This window comes from Novosphingobium sp. (assembly GCF_039595395.1).
Classification (GTDB): Bacteria; Pseudomonadota; Alphaproteobacteria; order Sphingomonadales; family Sphingomonadaceae; genus Novosphingobium.
Genome location: NZ_JBCNLP010000001.1, coordinates 2,282,364 through 2,298,480, shown reverse-complemented (window position 1 = coordinate 2,298,480; position 16,117 = coordinate 2,282,364). Strand labels below are relative to the sequence as shown.

The following is a 16,117-nucleotide window of genomic DNA, read 5'->3' as shown; positions in this document are numbered from 1 at the left end:
CTCTGTTCGGAACCTTGACGCAGCGAACCGCCGACCCACAGTTCTGACGCAAGGATGACGCTCTATGCCTCTGCAGACAAACCGCAAAGGCAGCGGCATGCGGCGTGGCACAACGACACTGTCTTGAGGGTGAGCCGCCGAACCTTCCTTTCGCATGGCATAGACCGCACCGTGCCACTCGCTCCGGCATTGCTGCTCGCGGGATGCGGAGGTCCGGCCAGCATTTTGGCGCCGGAAGGCCCAATCGCCTCCGCCGATCTGGCGATCCTGCTCAATGCGCTTGCCATCATGCTCGTGATCGTGGTGCCCACCATCCTTGCCACGCTGGGCGTGGCCTGGTGGTATCGAGCCGGTAATGCGCGGGCGCATTATCGGCCCGATTTTGTCTATTCGGGGCGGGTCGAGCTTATCGTCTGGTCGATCCCGATCATGGTGATCCTGTTCCTTGGCGGCGTGATCTGGATCGGCAGTCATGACCTCGATCCGGGCCGGCCGATCCCGTCACGCCAGCCGCCGCTGGAGGTGCAGGTGGTCTCGCTCGACTGGGCCTGGCTGTTCATCTATCCGGAGCAGCAGGTGGCATCGCTCAATGCCCTTGCCTTGCCGGTGGGTGTCCCGGTGCATCTGCGGCTGACCTCGGCCAGCGTGATGAACAGCTTTTTCGTGCCGCGCCTCGGTTCTCAGATCTATGCGATGAACGGGATGGAGACGCAGCTCAACCTGAGGGCTGACCGGGCGGGTCAGTTCTATGGCCAGTCCGCCCATTTCAGCGGCGACGGCTTTTCCGATATGCATTTCGCAGTGCAAGCCCTGCCCGGCGTTGGTTTCGCGCAATGGGTGAAGGCAGCCCAGGCGAGTCAGTCGATCCTCGAGGATCGCTCCTATGCCGATTTAGTCCGGCAACATCGCCCAATTGCGCACTCAACGATGCGCGCGCCGCAGGGCACCCTTTTCGATGCCGTCGTTGCGCAGCACATCGCCCCCGCGCCCGGCCCGCAGGCCGGGCCCAGGGGTCACGCGCAAAGCGCCCCTTCCAGTTCCGGAGCGTCGCACCATGCTGGGTAAACTCGATTGGTCGGCCATCCCCTTTGCGCAACCCATTCCGCTCTTTGCCGCCGGACTGGTGATGCTGGCGCTGCTGGGGGCGGCGATCTGGGTGACGCGGCGCGGCTTGTGGCCCTATCTCTGGCGCGAATGGATCACCAGCGTCGACCACAAGCGCATCGGCATTATGTACTCCATGCTGGCGCTGTTGATGCTGCTGCGCGGCTTTATCGATGCGATCATGATGCGCAGCCAGCAAAGCATCGCGGTCCACGGGGCCAAGGGCTATCTGCCGCCCGAACATTACGACCAGATCTTTTCCGCCCATGGCACGATCATGATCTTCTTTGGCGCCATGCCTTTCATCATCGGCCTGATGAATTTCGTGGTGCCGCTGCAGCTGGGCGTGCGTGACGTGGCCTTTCCCACGCTCAATTCGGTGAGCTTCTGGCTGACGGCCTCGGGCGCGCTGCTGGTCAACATGTCGCTGGTGGTGGGGGAGTTTGCCCGGACCGGCTGGCTACCCTACGCCCCCTTGAGCGAAACGACCTATTCGCCGGGCGTAGGCGTCGATTACTACCTCTGGGCAATCCAGATTTCCGGCGCGGGCACGCTGATGACGGGTATCAATCTGGTGACCACCATCCTCAAGATGCGCGCGCCGGGCATGTCCTATATGCGCATGCCGATGTTCTGCTGGACGGCGCTGGGGTCGAACATGCTGATCGTCGCGGCCTTCCCGATCCTGACAGCGACGCTCGCGATGCTCACCCTCGACCGTTATCTGGGCTTCCACTTCTTCACCAATGAGGCGGGCGGCAACATGATGATGTTCGTCAACCTTATCTGGGCATGGGGGCACCCGGAGGTCTATATCCTGATTCTCCCGGCCTTTGGTGTCTTTTCAGAGGTGTTCTCGACCTTTTCGGGCAAACCTTTGTTCGGCTACCGCTCGATGGTCGCGGCCACGCTGTTTATCGTGGTGGTTTCCTTTTTCGTCTGGCTGCACCACTTTTTCACCATGGGCGCGGGCGCCGATGTGAACGCCTTCTTCGGCATCGCCACCTCAGTGATCGCGGTGGGGACGGGGGTGAAGATCTACAACTGGCTCTTCACCATGGTGGGTGGGCGGCTGCGCTTCCCCACCCCCATGCTGTGGTCACTGGCCTTCATGGTCACCTTTGTGGTGGGCGGGATGAGCGGCGTGCTGATGGCCGTGCCGCCCGCCGATTTCCTGCTGCACAATTCGATGTTTCTGGTGGCGCACTTCCACAATGTGATCGTCGGCGGGGTGATCTTCGGGGCGTTTGCAGGCTACAGTTTCTGGTTTCCCAAGGCCTTCGGCTTTCAACTCGACGAGCGCTGGGGCAAGCGCGCCTTCTGGCCCTCGCTTCTCGGTTTTGTGCTGACCTTCGGAGCGCTCTATGTTGTCGGGCTGGAGGGCATGACCCGCCGCCTGCAACGCACCGAAGTCGACGATTGGATTCCCTGGCTGCATGTTGCGCTGGCCGGCGTGGGCTTCATGATGCTGGGCGTGGCGGCGCAGGCCATCCAGCTCTGCGTCAGCATCCGCGACCGCGAGCGCCTGCGCGATCTCACCGGCGATCCCTGGGACGGGCGCAGCCTGGAATGGTCCACCGCTTCCCCCCCGCCTGCCTTCAACTTCGCGGTGATGCCCAATGTACATGGCGAGGAGGCCTATTGGGGCATGAAACAGCGCGCCATTGAAACCCAAACGCTTGGAGAGGAACCAGACTATGAGGCGATCGACATGCCGCGCAATTCGCCCACCGGCATCGTCACGGCGTTTTTTGCGACGCTGATCGGCTTTGCGCTGATCTGGCAAATCTGGTGGCTGGCCATTCTGGGTTTTCTTGGCACCTATGCCACCTTTGTCGTCTTCGCCTGGCGCGACCGTGACGAGATTGCCATCCCTGTCGAAGAGGTCGCCAGGATCGACCGCGCGCGCCGGGCCGCCCGCGCGCCGCGACTGAGCCGGAATGGCAAGAATGGCGAGGAGCCGGCATGAGCAGCGCAGCGGGCACACGAAGCGATCCCCACAGGCTGGGCCACAACCGCAACGAGGAGGACAAGCAGCGCCACACCACCGGTCACGGCAAAGGCGGCCCCGCTTCCAAGCGGATCGTCGTTGGCTATGGTTTCTGGATTTATCTCCTCTCCGATATTGTGCTGTTTTCGGCCTTTTTCGCAGCCTATGCGGTGCTGGCCCATGCCACGGCGGGCGGCCCCAGTGGTCCGCAGATCTTCACGCGCACCCGTGTCGCGGTCGAGACGGTGTGCCTGTTGCTCTCCAGCTATAGCTGCGGGCTGGCCAGTCTGGGGGCCGAGCGCAAGAACCAGATCGCCACCCAGCTGTGTCTGGCCGCCACCGGCTTGCTGGGCGCGGCTTTCCTCGCCATCGAGCTGAGCGAATTTGCCGAACTCCTGGCCCGGGGTGCCACGCCCACGCGCAGCGCCTTTCTCTCCAGCTTTTTCGGGCTCGTGGGGCTGCATGGGCTGCATGTGACCGTCGGTCTGCTATGGCTCGGCACGATGATGGCGCAGATCTGGGTCAAGGGCTTCCGACCCGCCATCATGCGCCGCCTGCTGTGCTTCAGCCTTTTCTGGCATGCGCTCGACATTGTGTGGGTCGGCGTCTTTTCCATCGTCTATTTGCTCGGGAGCCGGGGATGAGTGATCCACACAAGAAGGATAGCGGCGATACCGTTCCCGGTGAGGGGCAGGATGGCGCGGCCAGCCTGCGCGGCTATACGCTGGGCCTTGCCCTCGCACTGCTGCTGACAGCCGCTTCCTTCTGGGTGGCCTCAACCAATCTGGTCTGGGCGCCTTCGGTACCGGTGGCCATCTTGATGCTTGCTGTGGCTCAGATGGGCGTACATCTGGTGTTTTTCCTGCATGTCACCACCGGACCGGACAACACCAACAATGTGCTGGCGCTGGCTTTCGGGACGCTCGTCGTGCTGCTGGTGATCGTCGGCTCGATCTGGATCATGGGGCATCTGAGCCACGGCATGGCGATGGATCATGCCGCCATGGGCAATATGCCCTGAGGCCAGCGTGGATCAAACCAGCTCGGGAGGACTTGTTTTCCAAGAGACAATTCAGTCGCAAGAAGGAGCAAGACCATGGAAGATCCATTGAAACCCGCCCCCAAGCGACGTGTGCGTGGCGGCGTTGTGGCAGCCGTCATCGTGTTGTTGATCCTCATCTTCGGCTTTGTGGGCCGTAACCTGGGCCATATCGAACAGAGCAAACATCCCGATACCGCCGAGGTTGCCACCCATGAGGGACAATAAGGCCGTTTGACGACGCTCTTCTCCCTGACTGCCCATCGCAGCACCGCACGGTTTTCGGAAAGGTAAACCTGATTCTCAAGGCTCTGGCCCTCAACTGCACGCTCAAGCCCGATCCCGCGCAGACCTCGTCCACCGACGCGATGATCGCGGTGCTGGGCAAGGCTTTTGCCGACAAGGGCGTGGCGTTGACCGAAACCGTGCGGGTCGCTGGGCTGAACATCAAACCGGGCGTCACTTCCGATGAAGGTGACGGCGATGACTGGCCTGCGCTGCGTGCCAAGATCCTTGCCCATGACATCGTCATCTTCGGCAGTCCGATTTGGCTAGGTCAGATCAGCAGCGTGGCCAAGCGCGTGCTCGAGCGCATGGATGCCTTCCTGGGTGAAACCGACGATCAAGGCCGCATGCCCAGTTATGGCCGACTGGCGGTGACTGCGATCGTCGGCAATGAGGATGGCGCGCATTATGCCTGCGCCCAGCTTTTTCAGGCGCTGAATGATGTGGGCTGGACCATCCCTTCCATCGCCGCCTGCTATTGGGTGGGCGAAGCCATGGGTTCGACCGATTTCAAGGATCTGACTGAAACGCCCAGGATCATCGCCAAAACAGCAAGCATGGTAGCGGGGAATGCTGCCTATCTTGCCAGCCTGCTGAAGCAGTCGCCCTATCCGGGTTGACGGTGTCCCGAAATTCCACGTGCCAGTTGGCACGCCAGAGTTCAGCCCATCAATGTTTAGGGCCGGAGGTATACGAAGGCATCGCCGGCGGCGCCTCTGGCATAGGCAAGCCTTCCCATCCGCCGCCCAGCGCCTTGGTGAGCGCCAGCGTGTCGCGGCGCAGGGCGCCATCGCTCTGGATCAACGCGTCATGCGCTGAAATCTCGGCAGCGCGCGCATCCAGCACCGCGCCGTAATCGACGAGCCCGGAGGCATAGCGCGCCTCCACCACCTGACTGGCACGCGTAGCATCGGCAAAGCTGCCCCGCAGGGCCCGGTTGCGCTCTTGCTCGCTGCGGATGCGGATCAGTGCGTCCTCCACATCGCGCAGCGCGCCCAGGACTGCCTTCTGGAAGGCGTAATAAGCTTCATCAGCCTGAGCCTTGCGCTGGGCGACCTGCCCTTTGCGCTTGCCCCAGTCGAGAATAGGGAACATCGCCTGCGCCTGCCCAGTCAGCTGCAGGCTGTCTCCGGTGAAGAGATTGCCCAGGGCGGTGGAAATCAACTGAGAGGCGCCCGTCAGCGTAAAGCGCGGATAGAGATCGGCCACGGCCACGCCGATATCGGCGGTCGCGGCAGCCAACTGCCTTTCGGCCATCCGGACATCGGGGCGGCGTCGCAGCAGATCCGAAGGCAGTCCAGCGGGCACCTGAGGCGGCGCGGGCAGAGGCGGCGGCACCACGGCCAACTCGGCAATCAGCGTATCGGGCATGCGGCCCACCAGCATGCCGAGACCATGCATCTGCGCCTTGCCTTCCGCCACGATGGGGGCAACGGCGGCCTGTGCTTGTGCCAGTTGCGCGCGCTGGCGGATGAAATCGCCTTGCGGGGTCAAGCCGGATTGGGCTGTATGGTCGAGGATGGCCAAGCGTTTTTCCTGCCGGTCCACCTCCTCGCGCGCCACCTGTTCGCGGGCCTGAAGGGTGCGCAATTGCAGATAAGCATCGACAATTTCGGCGATCAGCGAGAGCTGGGCATCGCGCGCACTCCACACAGCCGCCTCAGCGCGAGCGCGAGCGCCCTGTACGCTGCGGCGAGTGCCGCCAAAGAGATCCAGCTCCCAGGTGGCGTCGAAACCGGCGGAATAGACGGTGATGTCATCGCCGGGCGCGGCGATGCCGCTGGTCGAACTGTTCTGCAGACCGGCCGAGGATGCCCCCGAACTGCCGCCGCCGCCCAGCAGGCTGGCCAGCGAGGACAGGCCCGCGTTCTTGCTGAACTGCTCATAGGTGCTGCCCGCCGTGGCATTGACCTGCGGAAAATAGGCCGAGCGCGCGACCCTTTCCTGGGCGCGCGCGCCGCGAATACGCGCGGCGGCGGATTTGAGGTCCGGATTGTCAGCCAGCCCCATGGCGATCAGCCGCTCCAGTTCGGGATCGTGATAGGCATGCCACCAGCCTTGCAGGTCGGGCGCGGCCTGCGGGCCCTGATCTTCCGCGAAAGCAGCGGGCATCGGCGGTTTCGGTGCGCTGTAATTCGGGCCAACGGTGCAGCCCGCCAAGGCCAGAGGTCCAAGCAGGAGAATGCGCCGCTTCATGCATGGCCTCCCGCGCTTTTGCCCTGCCGGATCAACAAGCCCAGCGGCAGCACCAGCAGCACAAAGATCATAAAGCCGTGAAACACATCGATGTAGGAGAGCATCTCGGCCTGCTGCTGCACCTGCCGGTAGATCACCGCTGTCGCCCCATCCGGGTCGCTCAGCCCCAACGAGGGGCCCGCCTGCGCCACGGCCTCGGCATAATTTGGGTTCAGCGGGCTTAACGTCTCGACCATGCGCGACTGGTGGAACTGGCCGCGCTCGATCAGCGCGGCCTGGGTGATGGCGATGCCGAAGCTGCCCCCCAGATTGCGGGCAACATTGAGGATGGCCGAGGCATCATTGGTGCTCTCCGGCTTGAGCCCCACATAAGCCGCTGTCTGGATCGGAATGAAGAGAAACGGCAACCCTGCCGCCGAGATCAGCCGCCCCATTGAGGCATCGTGGAAGCTGATCTGCGTATTCCAGCCCGTCATATACCACAGAGCCGCCGCCTGCGACGCTAACGCAGGGATCAGCAGCAGGCGCGTATCGACCCGCCCCGCGAGCCGGCCCACGATGACCATGGCAACCAGCGTGGCCAGCCCGCCCATGGTCATCGCCATGCCCGCCGTGCTGGCATCATAGCCGAAGACCTGTTGCAGCATCTGCGGCAGGATGGCGGTGGTGCCGAACAGCACCGCACCGGTGGTCAGCATAAAGGTGGTGGTGATCGCGAAATTGCGATTGGCCAGCAGCCGCAGATCGATGATCGGCTCCCTATGGTGCAGTTCCCAGAACACCAGCCCAATCAGCGACGTGCCGCTTATCATCGCAGTGGTGCAGATAAAGCCGCTCGCGAACCAATTGTCGGTTTCGCCACGGTCCAGCGTGATCTCAAGGCAACCGAGGCCCAGCACCACCAGCAGAAAGCCGATATAATCGACCCTGAGGCCACCCTTCCAGCGCTCGCGCCGTTCCTTTTCCAGCACCTCGGGCTCCGAGACGATAAAATGGACAAGGAACAGCGAGAGGATCGAGACCGGCACATTGATCAGAAAGATCCAGTGCCAGCTGAAGTTGTCGGTGATCCAGCCACCCAGCGTCGGGCCCAGCACCGGGCCCACCACCACGACGATGCCATAAGCGGCAAAGGCCTGCCCGCGCTTTTCGGGCGGGAAGGTGTCGGCCAGGATCGATTGCTCGGAAGGGGCAAGCCCGCCGCCGCCCATGCCCTGAAAGATGCGGGCCGCGACCAGCATCGCGAGATTGGGCGCAAAGCCGCAGCACAGCGAGGAGACGCCGAAAAGCCCCACCGAGATCATGTAATAGCGCTTGCGCCCGATCACATCGGACAGCCAGCCCGAGAGCGGGATCACCACCGCATTGGCCACAAGATAGCTGGTGAGCACCCAGGTCGATTCATCCTGACTGGCCGACAGGCTCCCCGCGATATGGGTGAGCGAGACATTGGCGATCGAGGTGTCGAGCACCTCCATAAAGGTCGCCATCGAGATGATGCCGACGATCAGCCAGGGATTGCGCTTGCCGGCGGCTGAGCGTTCGTCGGTCCAGCCAGATGCCTGGGCCATCAGCGCACAGTCACACGCGGCACAACCGACATGCCCGGGCCGATGACATAGGCGGGGTTGGGCCGGTTGTTGAAAAGGATACGCACCGGAACGCGCTGCACCACCTTCACATAATTGCCTGTGGCGTTCTGCGGCGGCAGCACGGCAAAGGCCTGACCCGCACCGCGCTGGATCGAATCGACATGACCGGGGAAATCCACGCCGGGATAGGCATCGATGCGGATGCGCACCGGCTGGCCGGGCCGCATTTGGTCGAGCTGGGTTTCCTTGAAATTTGCGGTGACCCACAGATCGTCGGGCACGATGGCCAGCATCTGCTGGCCCGGCGCCACATAACTGCCGACATTGACCGAGCGGTTGACCACCTGCCCGTCGATGGGCGCGCGGATCGTGGTGTAGGAGACCGTCACATTGGCCTGTTGCTGCCGCGCCACGGCGGCCTGCCGGTTGGCTTGCGCCGATTGCACCTCTTTGCGCGCGGCCAGCACATTGGCGGCCGCGCTTTCGATCTGGCGCCTTGCTGCCAGCGCCTGAGCCGCGCTCGCCTCGGCTTGGGCACGGGCGGCATCGACCTGTGTGGGGGCCACGGCCATGCGGTCGCGGGTTTGCAGATCGAGATAGCGGCGGTAATCGGCCTGAGCCTTGGCGGCATTGGCGGCGGGCCCCAGCGCATCAGCCCGCGCCTGCTTCTGCGCGGCGATGGCGGAGAGCACCTTGGCCTGCGCCTGCGCTATCGCGGCATCGGCCTGCGAGACGTTGGATTTCGCTTCCTGAAAGGTGGCCGCGGGGGTTTCCGGCTCGATGGTGGCCAGCAGATCGCCCTTGCGAACATGGCGGTTGTCGGCGGCATAGACGGCGGTCAGGCGGCCCGTTGTTTGCGCCGCCAAGCGCACAATATGGGCATCGACAAAGGCGTCGTCGGTATCCTCATACTGGCGCGCATCGAGCCACCACAGAAAACCGCCGATCAACACGACAGCGGCCACACCGCCGCCCACGATCCAGAACATCGGGCGCTTGAACAGCGGGGTTTCCTGCTCGCCCTCATCCTTGGAAGGCTGGTCTTTGGAATCCTGATGTTCCGATTCCTGCTGGGGATTGTCGTCGGACGCTTCGCGCTTGGGCTCTTTGCTGTCCTCCGCCATATCAGCGGCGTTCCGGTCGGAAAGGGGATCGTCGGTGCAAGGCGTCATCCTTTCCCGGAAACTTGGCAGGCCTATGGCAGGAAAAGGGAACGGGTCGATTTGTTCCTTGAGAAGCAAGCAACTGCACCCGGCGAAGATGCTTCGCGGTGGTGCAGACAGGATTTGGAAGGATAGAGCTTCGCTGAAAAGCCCTTCCCGGGCGCCTAGCCCGGCACCACGATCTGCCCGATCAACGCTTCAAGATCGACCAGACGAAAGGGCTTCTTGAGGATGGGGTGCCGCCGGAAACGCTCCTCAACGCCCATGGCACCATAGCCTGTCGCGAAACCAAAAGGGATGCCGCGCTCCTCCAGCACCTCTGCCACCGGAAAGGAGCGCAGACCGTCCAGATTGACATCGAGGATCGCCAGATCCGCCTCGACCCGCCGTGCTACCTCCAGCGCTTCTGGCAGGCGCATGGCAATCTCGACCACCTCATGGCCGAGCGAGATCAGCATATCCTCGATCATGAAGGCGATGGTCATTTCGTCCTCCACGATCAAAATGCGGTGGACCATGGGCTCATTCATCCGCCACGATGGTCAGCGGCGCCTCGACTTCGCACACCAGTCCCTCGGGTTCAAAGCGCATCGCAACTGTGCCTCCCAACTCTCCGGCCAGGCCGCGCTCGATCAGCCGCGAGCCGAAACCGCGCCGCGCGGGAGGCGCGACGGGCGGCCCTGCACGTTCTGTCCAGACGATGCTGAGGGTGGGGAGACCATCGCGCTGCGTTTCGCGCCAGTCGATGGTGACCACGCCCTGATCGTTGGACCAGGCGCCATATTTCACTGCATTGGTCGAAAGCTCATGCATGGCGAGCGACAAAGCCAGCGCCGTCTTGGGCGAAATCCGCAAATCCGGGCCGCTCAGGATGCGCCGCGCGGCCTCGGGTTGATGGGGCTCAACCGCCTGCAGGATAGCCGTCTCCAGCGAAGCCCCTGCCCATCTTTCGCCGGTCAGCAGATCATTGGCGCTGGCCAGCGCCACCAGCCTTGCGGCGAATTGCTTTTGCGCGCTGCCAAGATCCTCATCCTCACGGAAGGTGCGCATGGCGATGGCCTGAACCATGGCCAGCGTGTTCTTCACCCGGTGGTTAAGTTCATTGACCACCAACCGCAGATGCTCATGGGTGCGACGGCGCTCGGTCACGTCGCTGGCCGCGCCGAACCATTCCGTGATCTCGCCCGCCTCGTCGAGGATGGGCACGGCGCGTGAAAAGGTCCAGCCAATCGAGCCGTCGGCCTGGCGCACACGGTGCTCCCGCTGATAGGGGCGTTTCTGGGCGATGGCCGCGCGAATATCCGCCCCAATCTCCTCCTGATCCTCGGGCAGCAGATAGGCATCCCGCCAGTGGGGATCGGGCTCTCCAGTGCTGCGCAAAAAAGAGCGGCCCTCCAGTTGCAGCATCGCGGACCAGTCGGGGGTCAGCTGATAGATCACATCGGAGGAGGCCTCGACCAGCGCGCGGAGCTTCCGCTCGCTTTCGCGCACGCGGCGTTCGGCCAGCACGCGGGCGGTGGTTTCCACCACAATGGCAATCACGCCCGCCGGCGCCCCGGATTCATCGAGCACGGGGGAATAGTCAAGGTCCATCCACACCGGCTCGGGCTTGCCGTGGCGGTGGAGGGTCAGTTCATGGTCGCGATAGGCCAGCGTTCCTCCGCCGAGCCCCACGCGCATCACATTGTCGTTGAAATCGGCGATCTCGCCTCAACCCTCGCGGACTCGAGAGCCGAGCAACTCCGGATGGCGCGCCCCGGCAAAACCGGAATAGGCATCGTTGTAGATCATGATGCCGTCCTGCCCCCACAGCAACACGATGGGCACCGGCGAAAGAAGAAGCATTTCAGTCACCGTGCGCAGGCTGTGCGGCCAATTGCTCAAGGGGCCGATCGAGGTCTGCGACCAGTCGAAATTGCGGATCAGCTCTCCCAGCTTCCCGCCCCCAGCTGGGAAGGATCGTTCATGCCCAGCCATCACTATGCTACCCTTTTTCTTGGGACCCAATGGTCTAAAGCCGCGCCCGTTTCCGATCAAAACGACATCGCTTCAAAGGTCAAGACGTTCCTGCCATGGAACAAATTCCCCCACTGTGTAGCTTTGCCAATCGCGGAATGGATCGTTCAGCCCCCTCGCCCGTCACCGCGACGGTATCAGGCATTTTTGCTGTCTGAAGTGGTGGCCCCTGTTGCGGATGATCCCGCACAGGATTATTGGTAAGGGGCACCCCTGGAGCAGATTTGACGGTTCGCGACGACACCATGCATGCGCTCATTATCGAGGACTCCGTTCTCATTTCCATGATGGTCGAGGACCATCTGCGGGAACTTGGCTTCACCTCTATCGCCATCGCGGACCGCGAGAGTACGGCTATTGCCTCGGCCAGCCGCCAGCCGCCCGACTTTATTGCCGCCGACGACAGCCTGGTCGAGGGCTCCGGCATCGATGCGGTTCGCGAGATTTGCTCCAAGCGGACCATCCCGACCGTCTTCATGCTCGGCGACCCGGAGAAGGCCCCGGAAAAGCATGCGGCGCCCCATGGCTATGTGGTGGCCAAGCCCTTTCTCTTCGATACGTTCAAGGAAGCCGTCGATGGCGCCTTCGCGCGCGTCGAGCGGAGCAACGGCTGACGCCGCAGCGCCTCTCAAGTCTTATCAGGACGTTTTTCCGTCGGGCGCTTTGGGTTCCGGAGCATCGGAAGGCACGGTCGTGTCCGACGCATCGGTCGCCGGTGCCGGTTTGGGGCCGCCGAGCGAGAGGATCAGGCGAAGCCCCATGACCAAAGCGTTCGGAGCGTGAGCGATGGCTGCCGGGTGATGGAGATATTGTGCGTCAGGCTGAAGGGCCAGCTGGGCGCTCAGCTTGTATTGGTAGCTCAGCTCGAACGAGGTTTCGGTACGCGGCAAGCCACTTATGCGGACTGCCAGAGGGCTGATCGAAGCTCGGGCAAACGCCAGGCCGAGCCGATCATCCTTGCGCGTGGGCAGCAGGCCCTTGCCGGTCACGCCGCCGCCCCAATAGCCATCGACCTGCTGCATCGAACCGGCTGCCCTGCCGAAACGCAGCCAGCCGGTCCAATGCGTCGAGCCGGGAAGCGCGCTTTCGGCTTCCATATAGAAACCCTGATCGTGGCGCGCAGTCACACCATCCAGCGTGGGGCGCGAAAGGCTGTAACGCCATAGGCCGATGGCCAGCCGCCCCGTCTCCGACCACCGGTAATCCACCTGCCCGATGGTGAGCGCACCATCCTCAGGCGCCAACCTCGCCGCCACGAAGGCACGCGGACGATCTGGATCACCCGGAACACCATCAAGGATAGCGACGCGTCCGGTCCAATGCTTGTTTGGTGTCCAGCTCAACCGCAACCCGAGCGAGGACACAGGATAAATCGAGGGCCCGTTTACGCCACTGCGCGCGATATCGGCACCGATCCCTTGCGAGGAGTTCACCAGCCAGTTGGCCGTCACGATCGAATCGAAATCGGCATTCACATCCATCAGCCCTGCGCGCAGGGCGACATTGTGCTCTTCCGAACCGAAGCGCTGTTCGATCCAGGCTTCGAAGAGCCGGGTCATGGGCACGGCTTCGATGGCGTCCGCCGTCTGGATGTCCCCCGTCCGGCTGCTGAGACCTGAGCCGGCATAGTTGAAAATCTGCGCGTGGATCGCCAAGCCGGGCAAACCCAGCCGGTCACCCGCCAGAGTGGCGGCCAGTTGGGCCCTGTTCATCGCCGCGCTGGTAGGAGCCGCTCCCTTGGCAATCAGCCATCCATCCAGAGTGTCGCGGAAGGTTGCGGTCAAGACGGGCGGTGGCGCATCGGCATCCGCAAGAGCTTTGGATGGAGAGGCGATAAACAGTACGATGGCCGCCAGCGCCGTCGCGCCGATGGATGCGATCCACCGTGAGAAAGTGACAGTCGGTGGCGGTCCGGGCGCAAGGTGGTCCATGGTTTTTGACCGATGTCATGAGGAGAGAATGCGGTCGCTTCGCCGCAGCCCGGCAAACACCCTGGCTTTCGCGAAACGGAGCATGGTTGGCAAAGGTCCCTGGCCGCCCTTTGAGCCTGCTCCGATCCGGATCAGAGCCTTGAAGTCCGCTCACCTCATTTCTGCAAGCAAGCGACCGATCCCTTGCACCCTTTGACGTCCCCGTGGCTTTCAAATCCGACATCTGCTGATGAAAGGATGCTGTTATGAGTGAGGAATCCCGCAAGGACCCGGCACTGAGCAACGGCCCGGGACATATGGTCGACAAGGACCCGCCCGCGCCCTCCACCCTGCCCGAGGAACGCGACAATCCGGGTATGGACGAGAAGAAGCGTGGGGAGCTGGGCGCCTCCAAAACAACGCCTCACACCGCCGATACCGATGTGGCACGCAAGCTCTGACGATGAGGGCTCACTGTCGCCTCTCCCACGTTCCGAATACAATCCATCCTAGGAACAAAGCATGAGCAAGAACAGCAAAGACGACGACCATCCCACCGCTGACAGCCCGGCGGGTGGCGGGTTTGAAAGTGTCCGGGTCAAGCTTGAAGATGCTCTTGAAAAAGATCGGCAAGACACCGACCAGGCCAGAAAGCGCCTTTTGCACGGCGGCAACCGAGCCAATCAGGGCCGTTGACGCATGGCGCAGCAAACCCATCATGGGACAGGAGCGCAGGCCGCTCGATAGTATCTGATGTTCCTATGCAAGTGGCTCGCTCCGGGGCCAGCGAGACAGACCCCGTCAGATCGCCACGCTTTGCGCCACGGCACCAGCACATTGCCCTTTTAAGGGATGCCGGCCGGCGAGATATCTCACCGGCCAGCCATCATGTCCTATCGCAATGTGTCTATCGCCACCACCGGCAGTTCAAGGGCGCTTGCCTGCGCCGGAGCGTGATAAATGCGGATCGTCGCCTTGCGGTAATCCTCTGGCTTGGCGTCAAATACATTGGGCACGAAGCTTTGGGGATTGCGGTCATACAGCGGGAACCAGCTGGACTGGATCTGCACCATGATCCGGTGCCCGGGCAGGAACACATGGTTCACATTGGGCAGCGTCAGGCGATAGGTCAGCGCGGCATTGGGCGTGATGGGCTTGGCCTGCGAAAAGCCCTCGCGATAGCGGCCGCGCAGAATGTCCATGGCGATGGGCAGCTGATAACCGCCCATCTCGGGCTTTTCGGGCACCTCGTCGGGATAGAGATCGATCAACTTGACCACGAAATCGCCATCGCTGCCCGTGGTTGAGGCGACAAGTTCGGCAACCGGCGCGCCCGCTAGCGTGAGCGGTGCCTCCAGCGGCGCGGTCTGATAGGTCAGCACGTCAGGGCGATCGGAAAAGGCCCGCTGGTCATCGACCAGCCATTGCCGCCATGTCGATCCCGGCGCATCCGTGGTGCGAATGGGGCGCTGGCGATAGGGAATGGGCTTGGCCGGGTCGGAGATATAATCATCCGCTCCCTCGGCCGTTGGCGCGGCGAAGGACAGCGTACCATTCTCGCGCAGATAGAGCTTGCGGCTCGGAGTGCCGCAACCGCTGTCGCAAGCCACCGGCCAGCTTGGCAGGCGCTGCCATTCATTCGTGCCGGTCTGGAAGGCCGTGACGGGCGCGATCTGCGCAGGCTGCCCACCGCTCTTGAGATAGCCGTCGAGGAAAGGGATCAGCACATGCTGGCGAAACCATGTGCCCGTATCCGACTGGAACCGGATCGCGCCGAGGCTGTCTCCCGCCCCTGACCAGCCGCCATGCGCCCAGGGGCCCAGCGCCAGATGGTTGAGGTGGTTCGGATCATGTTTGCTGACCGCCTCGAAAGCCGCCACCGCGCCATACATATCCTCCTGATCCCACAGGCTGCCGATCCACAGGGTGGGGACGGTCTGCGGCTGTTTGGGAAGGATCGTCTCCAGCGCCTGCCCCTGCCAATAGGCGTCATAGGCGGGGTGGTCGTGCAGGTCCCTCACGAAGGGGATCTGGTCGAGCCCGCGGCTCTTGACGAAGCCACTCGCTGAGCCGGCACGCAGGAAGGTGTCGTAATCGTCATAGGCACTGCGCCACAGGTCGCCCGCGCTGCCGCGCGCCGTGTCCTGGCCGAAGTAATAATCATAGCCGATCATCCGGAAGGCGCCGCCGTGAAAATCGTCGTCATTCATCCAGGTGTTGATGACCGGATTCATCGGCGCAGCGGCCTTGAGCGCGGGATGGGGATGAACCAGCGCCATCGCGGCCATCATGCCGTCATAGCTGGTGCCAATGATGCCGACGCGGCCATTGGCTTCCTTCACATTCTTGCTCAGCCAGTCGATCGTATCGAAGGCATCGGTGGCATGGTCCACCTTGGTGCCATTGAGCGGGCCGATCAGCGGGCGCTCATTCACATACTCGCCCTTGGAGCCATATTTGCCGCGAATGTCTTCAACGGCGAGAATGTAGCCCGCCTTCAGAAACTCGGCATAAGCCGGATTGACCAGCATGGCGCCGTGGCTGCTTTCCTGACGGCTGGTCATCTTTTCAGCGCCGTAGGGCGTGCGGTCCAGCAAAATGGGGGCATCATGCGCGGCCTTGGGCACGATCAGCACCATATGCAGCGCCACGCCATCGCGCATCTTCACATCCACCTCGCGCCGGTCGTAATCGAAGGTTGAGGTGACGGGCGTGAATTTGGCCGGGATACCGTTCGGCAAGGTCTGGGCATGGGCCGTCGACCCGAGCATCAACGCCAAACCGCTTATCAGCAACCCGGTGATACGCATAAATTCCATTTC

The 16,117-nt window shown here is 62.9% G+C and carries 17 protein-coding genes; 9 read left to right on the top strand and 8 right to left on the bottom strand.

Features of this window, described 5'->3' with window-relative positions; translation table 11 throughout:
* Nucleotides 1-171 precede the first annotated feature (171 nt).
* The 6 genes from cyoA to ABDW49_RS10605 all read left to right on the top strand — a co-directional run bounded on the left by cyoA (nt 172) and on the right by ABDW49_RS10605 (nt 5,038).
* Nucleotides 172-1,065: a ubiquinol oxidase subunit II gene (gene cyoA / locus ABDW49_RS10630; RefSeq protein WP_343611781.1), complete on the top strand. Its 894-nt coding sequence runs from the start codon at nt 172-174 to the stop codon at nt 1,063-1,065.
* Nucleotides 1,055-3,073, top strand: coding sequence for a cbb3-type cytochrome c oxidase subunit I (locus tag ABDW49_RS10625; RefSeq protein WP_343611780.1), 2,019 nt, complete (start codon nt 1,055-1,057; stop codon nt 3,071-3,073). Before cyoA ends, ABDW49_RS10625 begins: the two co-directional genes overlap by 11 nt.
* Entirely contained in the window at nt 3,070-3,738 is a 669-nt protein-coding gene (cyoC, locus tag ABDW49_RS10620; RefSeq protein ID WP_343611778.1) for a cytochrome o ubiquinol oxidase subunit III, read from the top strand. The genes ABDW49_RS10625 and cyoC overlap by 4 nt, the downstream gene beginning before the upstream one ends.
* Nucleotides 3,735-4,115 (top strand): cytochrome o ubiquinol oxidase subunit IV, encoded by a 381-nt coding sequence (gene cyoD, locus ABDW49_RS10615; protein WP_343611776.1) that lies wholly within the window; start codon nt 3,735-3,737, stop codon nt 4,113-4,115. The genes cyoC and cyoD overlap by 4 nt, the downstream gene beginning before the upstream one ends.
* Before the next feature lie 75 nt (nt 4,116-4,190).
* Complete coding sequence (locus ABDW49_RS10610) at nt 4,191-4,361, top strand: hypothetical protein (protein WP_157098850.1); 171 nt, start codon at nt 4,191-4,193, stop codon at nt 4,359-4,361.
* Nucleotides 4,362-4,429: 68 nt separating this feature from the next.
* On the top strand, nt 4,430-5,038 hold the full coding sequence (locus ABDW49_RS10605) for an NAD(P)H-dependent oxidoreductase (RefSeq protein WP_343614237.1): 609 nt from the start codon (nt 4,430-4,432) through the stop codon (nt 5,036-5,038).
* Between the two features lie 49 nt (nt 5,039-5,087).
* Here the strand turns inward: ABDW49_RS10605 and ABDW49_RS10600 are convergent, their stop codons facing one another.
* From ABDW49_RS10600 to ABDW49_RS10575, 6 genes are all read right to left on the bottom strand, one after another.
* The gene (locus ABDW49_RS10600; protein WP_343611772.1) at nt 5,088-6,614 is read right to left on the bottom strand and encodes an efflux transporter outer membrane subunit; all 1,527 of its coding nucleotides are present in this window, start codon (nt 6,612-6,614) and stop codon (nt 5,088-5,090) included.
* Complete coding sequence (locus tag ABDW49_RS10595; protein WP_343611771.1) at nt 6,611-8,185, bottom strand: DHA2 family efflux MFS transporter permease subunit; 1,575 nt, start codon at nt 8,183-8,185, stop codon at nt 6,611-6,613. The genes ABDW49_RS10600 and ABDW49_RS10595 overlap by 4 nt, the downstream gene beginning before the upstream one ends.
* Nucleotides 8,185-9,378, bottom strand: a complete 1,194-nt coding sequence (locus tag ABDW49_RS10590; RefSeq protein WP_343611770.1) for an HlyD family secretion protein — start codon at nt 9,376-9,378, stop codon at nt 8,185-8,187. Before ABDW49_RS10590 ends, ABDW49_RS10595 begins: the two co-directional genes overlap by 1 nt.
* A gap of 155 nt (nt 9,379-9,533) precedes the next feature.
* A complete protein-coding gene (locus tag ABDW49_RS10585) occupies nt 9,534-9,887 on the bottom strand; it encodes a response regulator (protein ID WP_343611769.1) in 354 nt (117 codons plus the stop codon).
* A gap of 4 nt (nt 9,888-9,891) precedes the next feature.
* Nucleotides 9,892-11,049 carry an HWE histidine kinase domain-containing protein gene (locus ABDW49_RS10580; protein WP_343611767.1) on the bottom strand — a complete coding sequence of 386 codons (1,158 nt, stop codon included), beginning with the start codon at nt 11,047-11,049 and terminating at the stop codon, nt 9,892-9,894.
* Between the two features lie 30 nt (nt 11,050-11,079).
* Nucleotides 11,080-11,346 carry a hypothetical protein gene (locus ABDW49_RS10575; protein WP_343611765.1) on the bottom strand — a complete coding sequence of 89 codons (267 nt, stop codon included), beginning with the start codon at nt 11,344-11,346 and terminating at the stop codon, nt 11,080-11,082.
* A gap of 263 nt (nt 11,347-11,609) precedes the next feature.
* Between ABDW49_RS10575 and ABDW49_RS10570 the strand changes: the two genes are divergently transcribed.
* A complete protein-coding gene (locus ABDW49_RS10570) occupies nt 11,610-11,999 on the top strand; it encodes a response regulator (RefSeq protein WP_343611763.1) in 390 nt (129 codons plus the stop codon).
* Nucleotides 12,000-12,023: 24 nt separating this feature from the next.
* Here ABDW49_RS10570 and ABDW49_RS10565 read toward each other — a convergent pair whose 3' ends face one another.
* Nucleotides 12,024-13,169: a carbohydrate porin gene (locus ABDW49_RS10565; protein ID WP_343611762.1), complete on the bottom strand. Its 1,146-nt coding sequence runs from the start codon at nt 13,167-13,169 to the stop codon at nt 12,024-12,026.
* Nucleotides 13,170-13,561: 392 nt separating this feature from the next.
* Between ABDW49_RS10565 and ABDW49_RS10560 the strand changes: the two genes are divergently transcribed.
* On the top strand, nt 13,562-13,756 hold the full coding sequence (locus tag ABDW49_RS10560; protein WP_343611760.1) for a hypothetical protein: 195 nt from the start codon (nt 13,562-13,564) through the stop codon (nt 13,754-13,756).
* Nucleotides 13,757-13,817: 61 nt separating this feature from the next.
* Nucleotides 13,818-13,991 (top strand): hypothetical protein, encoded by a 174-nt coding sequence (locus ABDW49_RS10555; RefSeq protein WP_343611758.1) that lies wholly within the window; start codon nt 13,818-13,820, stop codon nt 13,989-13,991.
* A gap of 197 nt (nt 13,992-14,188) precedes the next feature.
* On the opposite strand, the gene ABDW49_RS10550 is transcribed toward ABDW49_RS10555, so the two are convergent.
* Nucleotides 14,189-16,066: a CocE/NonD family hydrolase gene (locus ABDW49_RS10550; protein WP_343611756.1), complete on the bottom strand. Its 1,878-nt coding sequence runs from the start codon at nt 16,064-16,066 to the stop codon at nt 14,189-14,191.
* Nucleotides 16,067-16,117: the final 51 nt, after the last annotated feature.

Excerpts from the sequence above, each read along its gene's own strand:
- ABDW49_RS10600 (WP_343611772.1), bottom strand. The coding sequence starts at position 6,614 with ATGAAGCGGCGCATTCTCCTGCTTGGACCTCTGGCCTTGGCGGGCTGC.
- ABDW49_RS10560 (WP_343611760.1), top strand. The coding sequence starts at position 13,562 with ATGAGTGAGGAATCCCGCAAGGACCCGGCACTGAGCAACGGCCCGGGA.
- ABDW49_RS10595 (WP_343611771.1), bottom strand. The coding sequence starts at position 8,185 with ATGGCCCAGGCATCTGGCTGGACCGACGAACGCTCAGCCGCCGGCAAG.
- ABDW49_RS10585 (WP_343611769.1), bottom strand. The coding sequence starts at position 9,887 with ATGGTCCACCGCATTTTGATCGTGGAGGACGAAATGACCATCGCCTTC.
- cyoC (WP_343611778.1), top strand. The coding sequence starts at position 3,070 with ATGAGCAGCGCAGCGGGCACACGAAGCGATCCCCACAGGCTGGGCCAC.
- ABDW49_RS10625 (WP_343611780.1), top strand. The coding sequence starts at position 1,055 with ATGCTGGGTAAACTCGATTGGTCGGCCATCCCCTTTGCGCAACCCATT.
- ABDW49_RS10590 (WP_343611770.1), bottom strand. The coding sequence starts at position 9,378 with ATGACGCCTTGCACCGACGATCCCCTTTCCGACCGGAACGCCGCTGAT.
- ABDW49_RS10580 (WP_343611767.1), bottom strand. The coding sequence starts at position 11,049 with ATGCGCGTGGGGCTCGGCGGAGGAACGCTGGCCTATCGCGACCATGAA.
- cyoD (WP_343611776.1), top strand. The coding sequence starts at position 3,735 with ATGAGTGATCCACACAAGAAGGATAGCGGCGATACCGTTCCCGGTGAG.
- ABDW49_RS10610 (WP_157098850.1), top strand. The coding sequence starts at position 4,191 with ATGGAAGATCCATTGAAACCCGCCCCCAAGCGACGTGTGCGTGGCGGC.
- ABDW49_RS10550 (WP_343611756.1), bottom strand. The coding sequence starts at position 16,066 with ATGCTCGGGTCGACGGCCCATGCCCAGACCTTGCCGAACGGTATCCCG.
- ABDW49_RS10575 (WP_343611765.1), bottom strand. The coding sequence starts at position 11,346 with ATGGCTGGGCATGAACGATCCTTCCCAGCTGGGGGCGGGAAGCTGGGA.
- ABDW49_RS10555 (WP_343611758.1), top strand. The coding sequence starts at position 13,818 with ATGAGCAAGAACAGCAAAGACGACGACCATCCCACCGCTGACAGCCCG.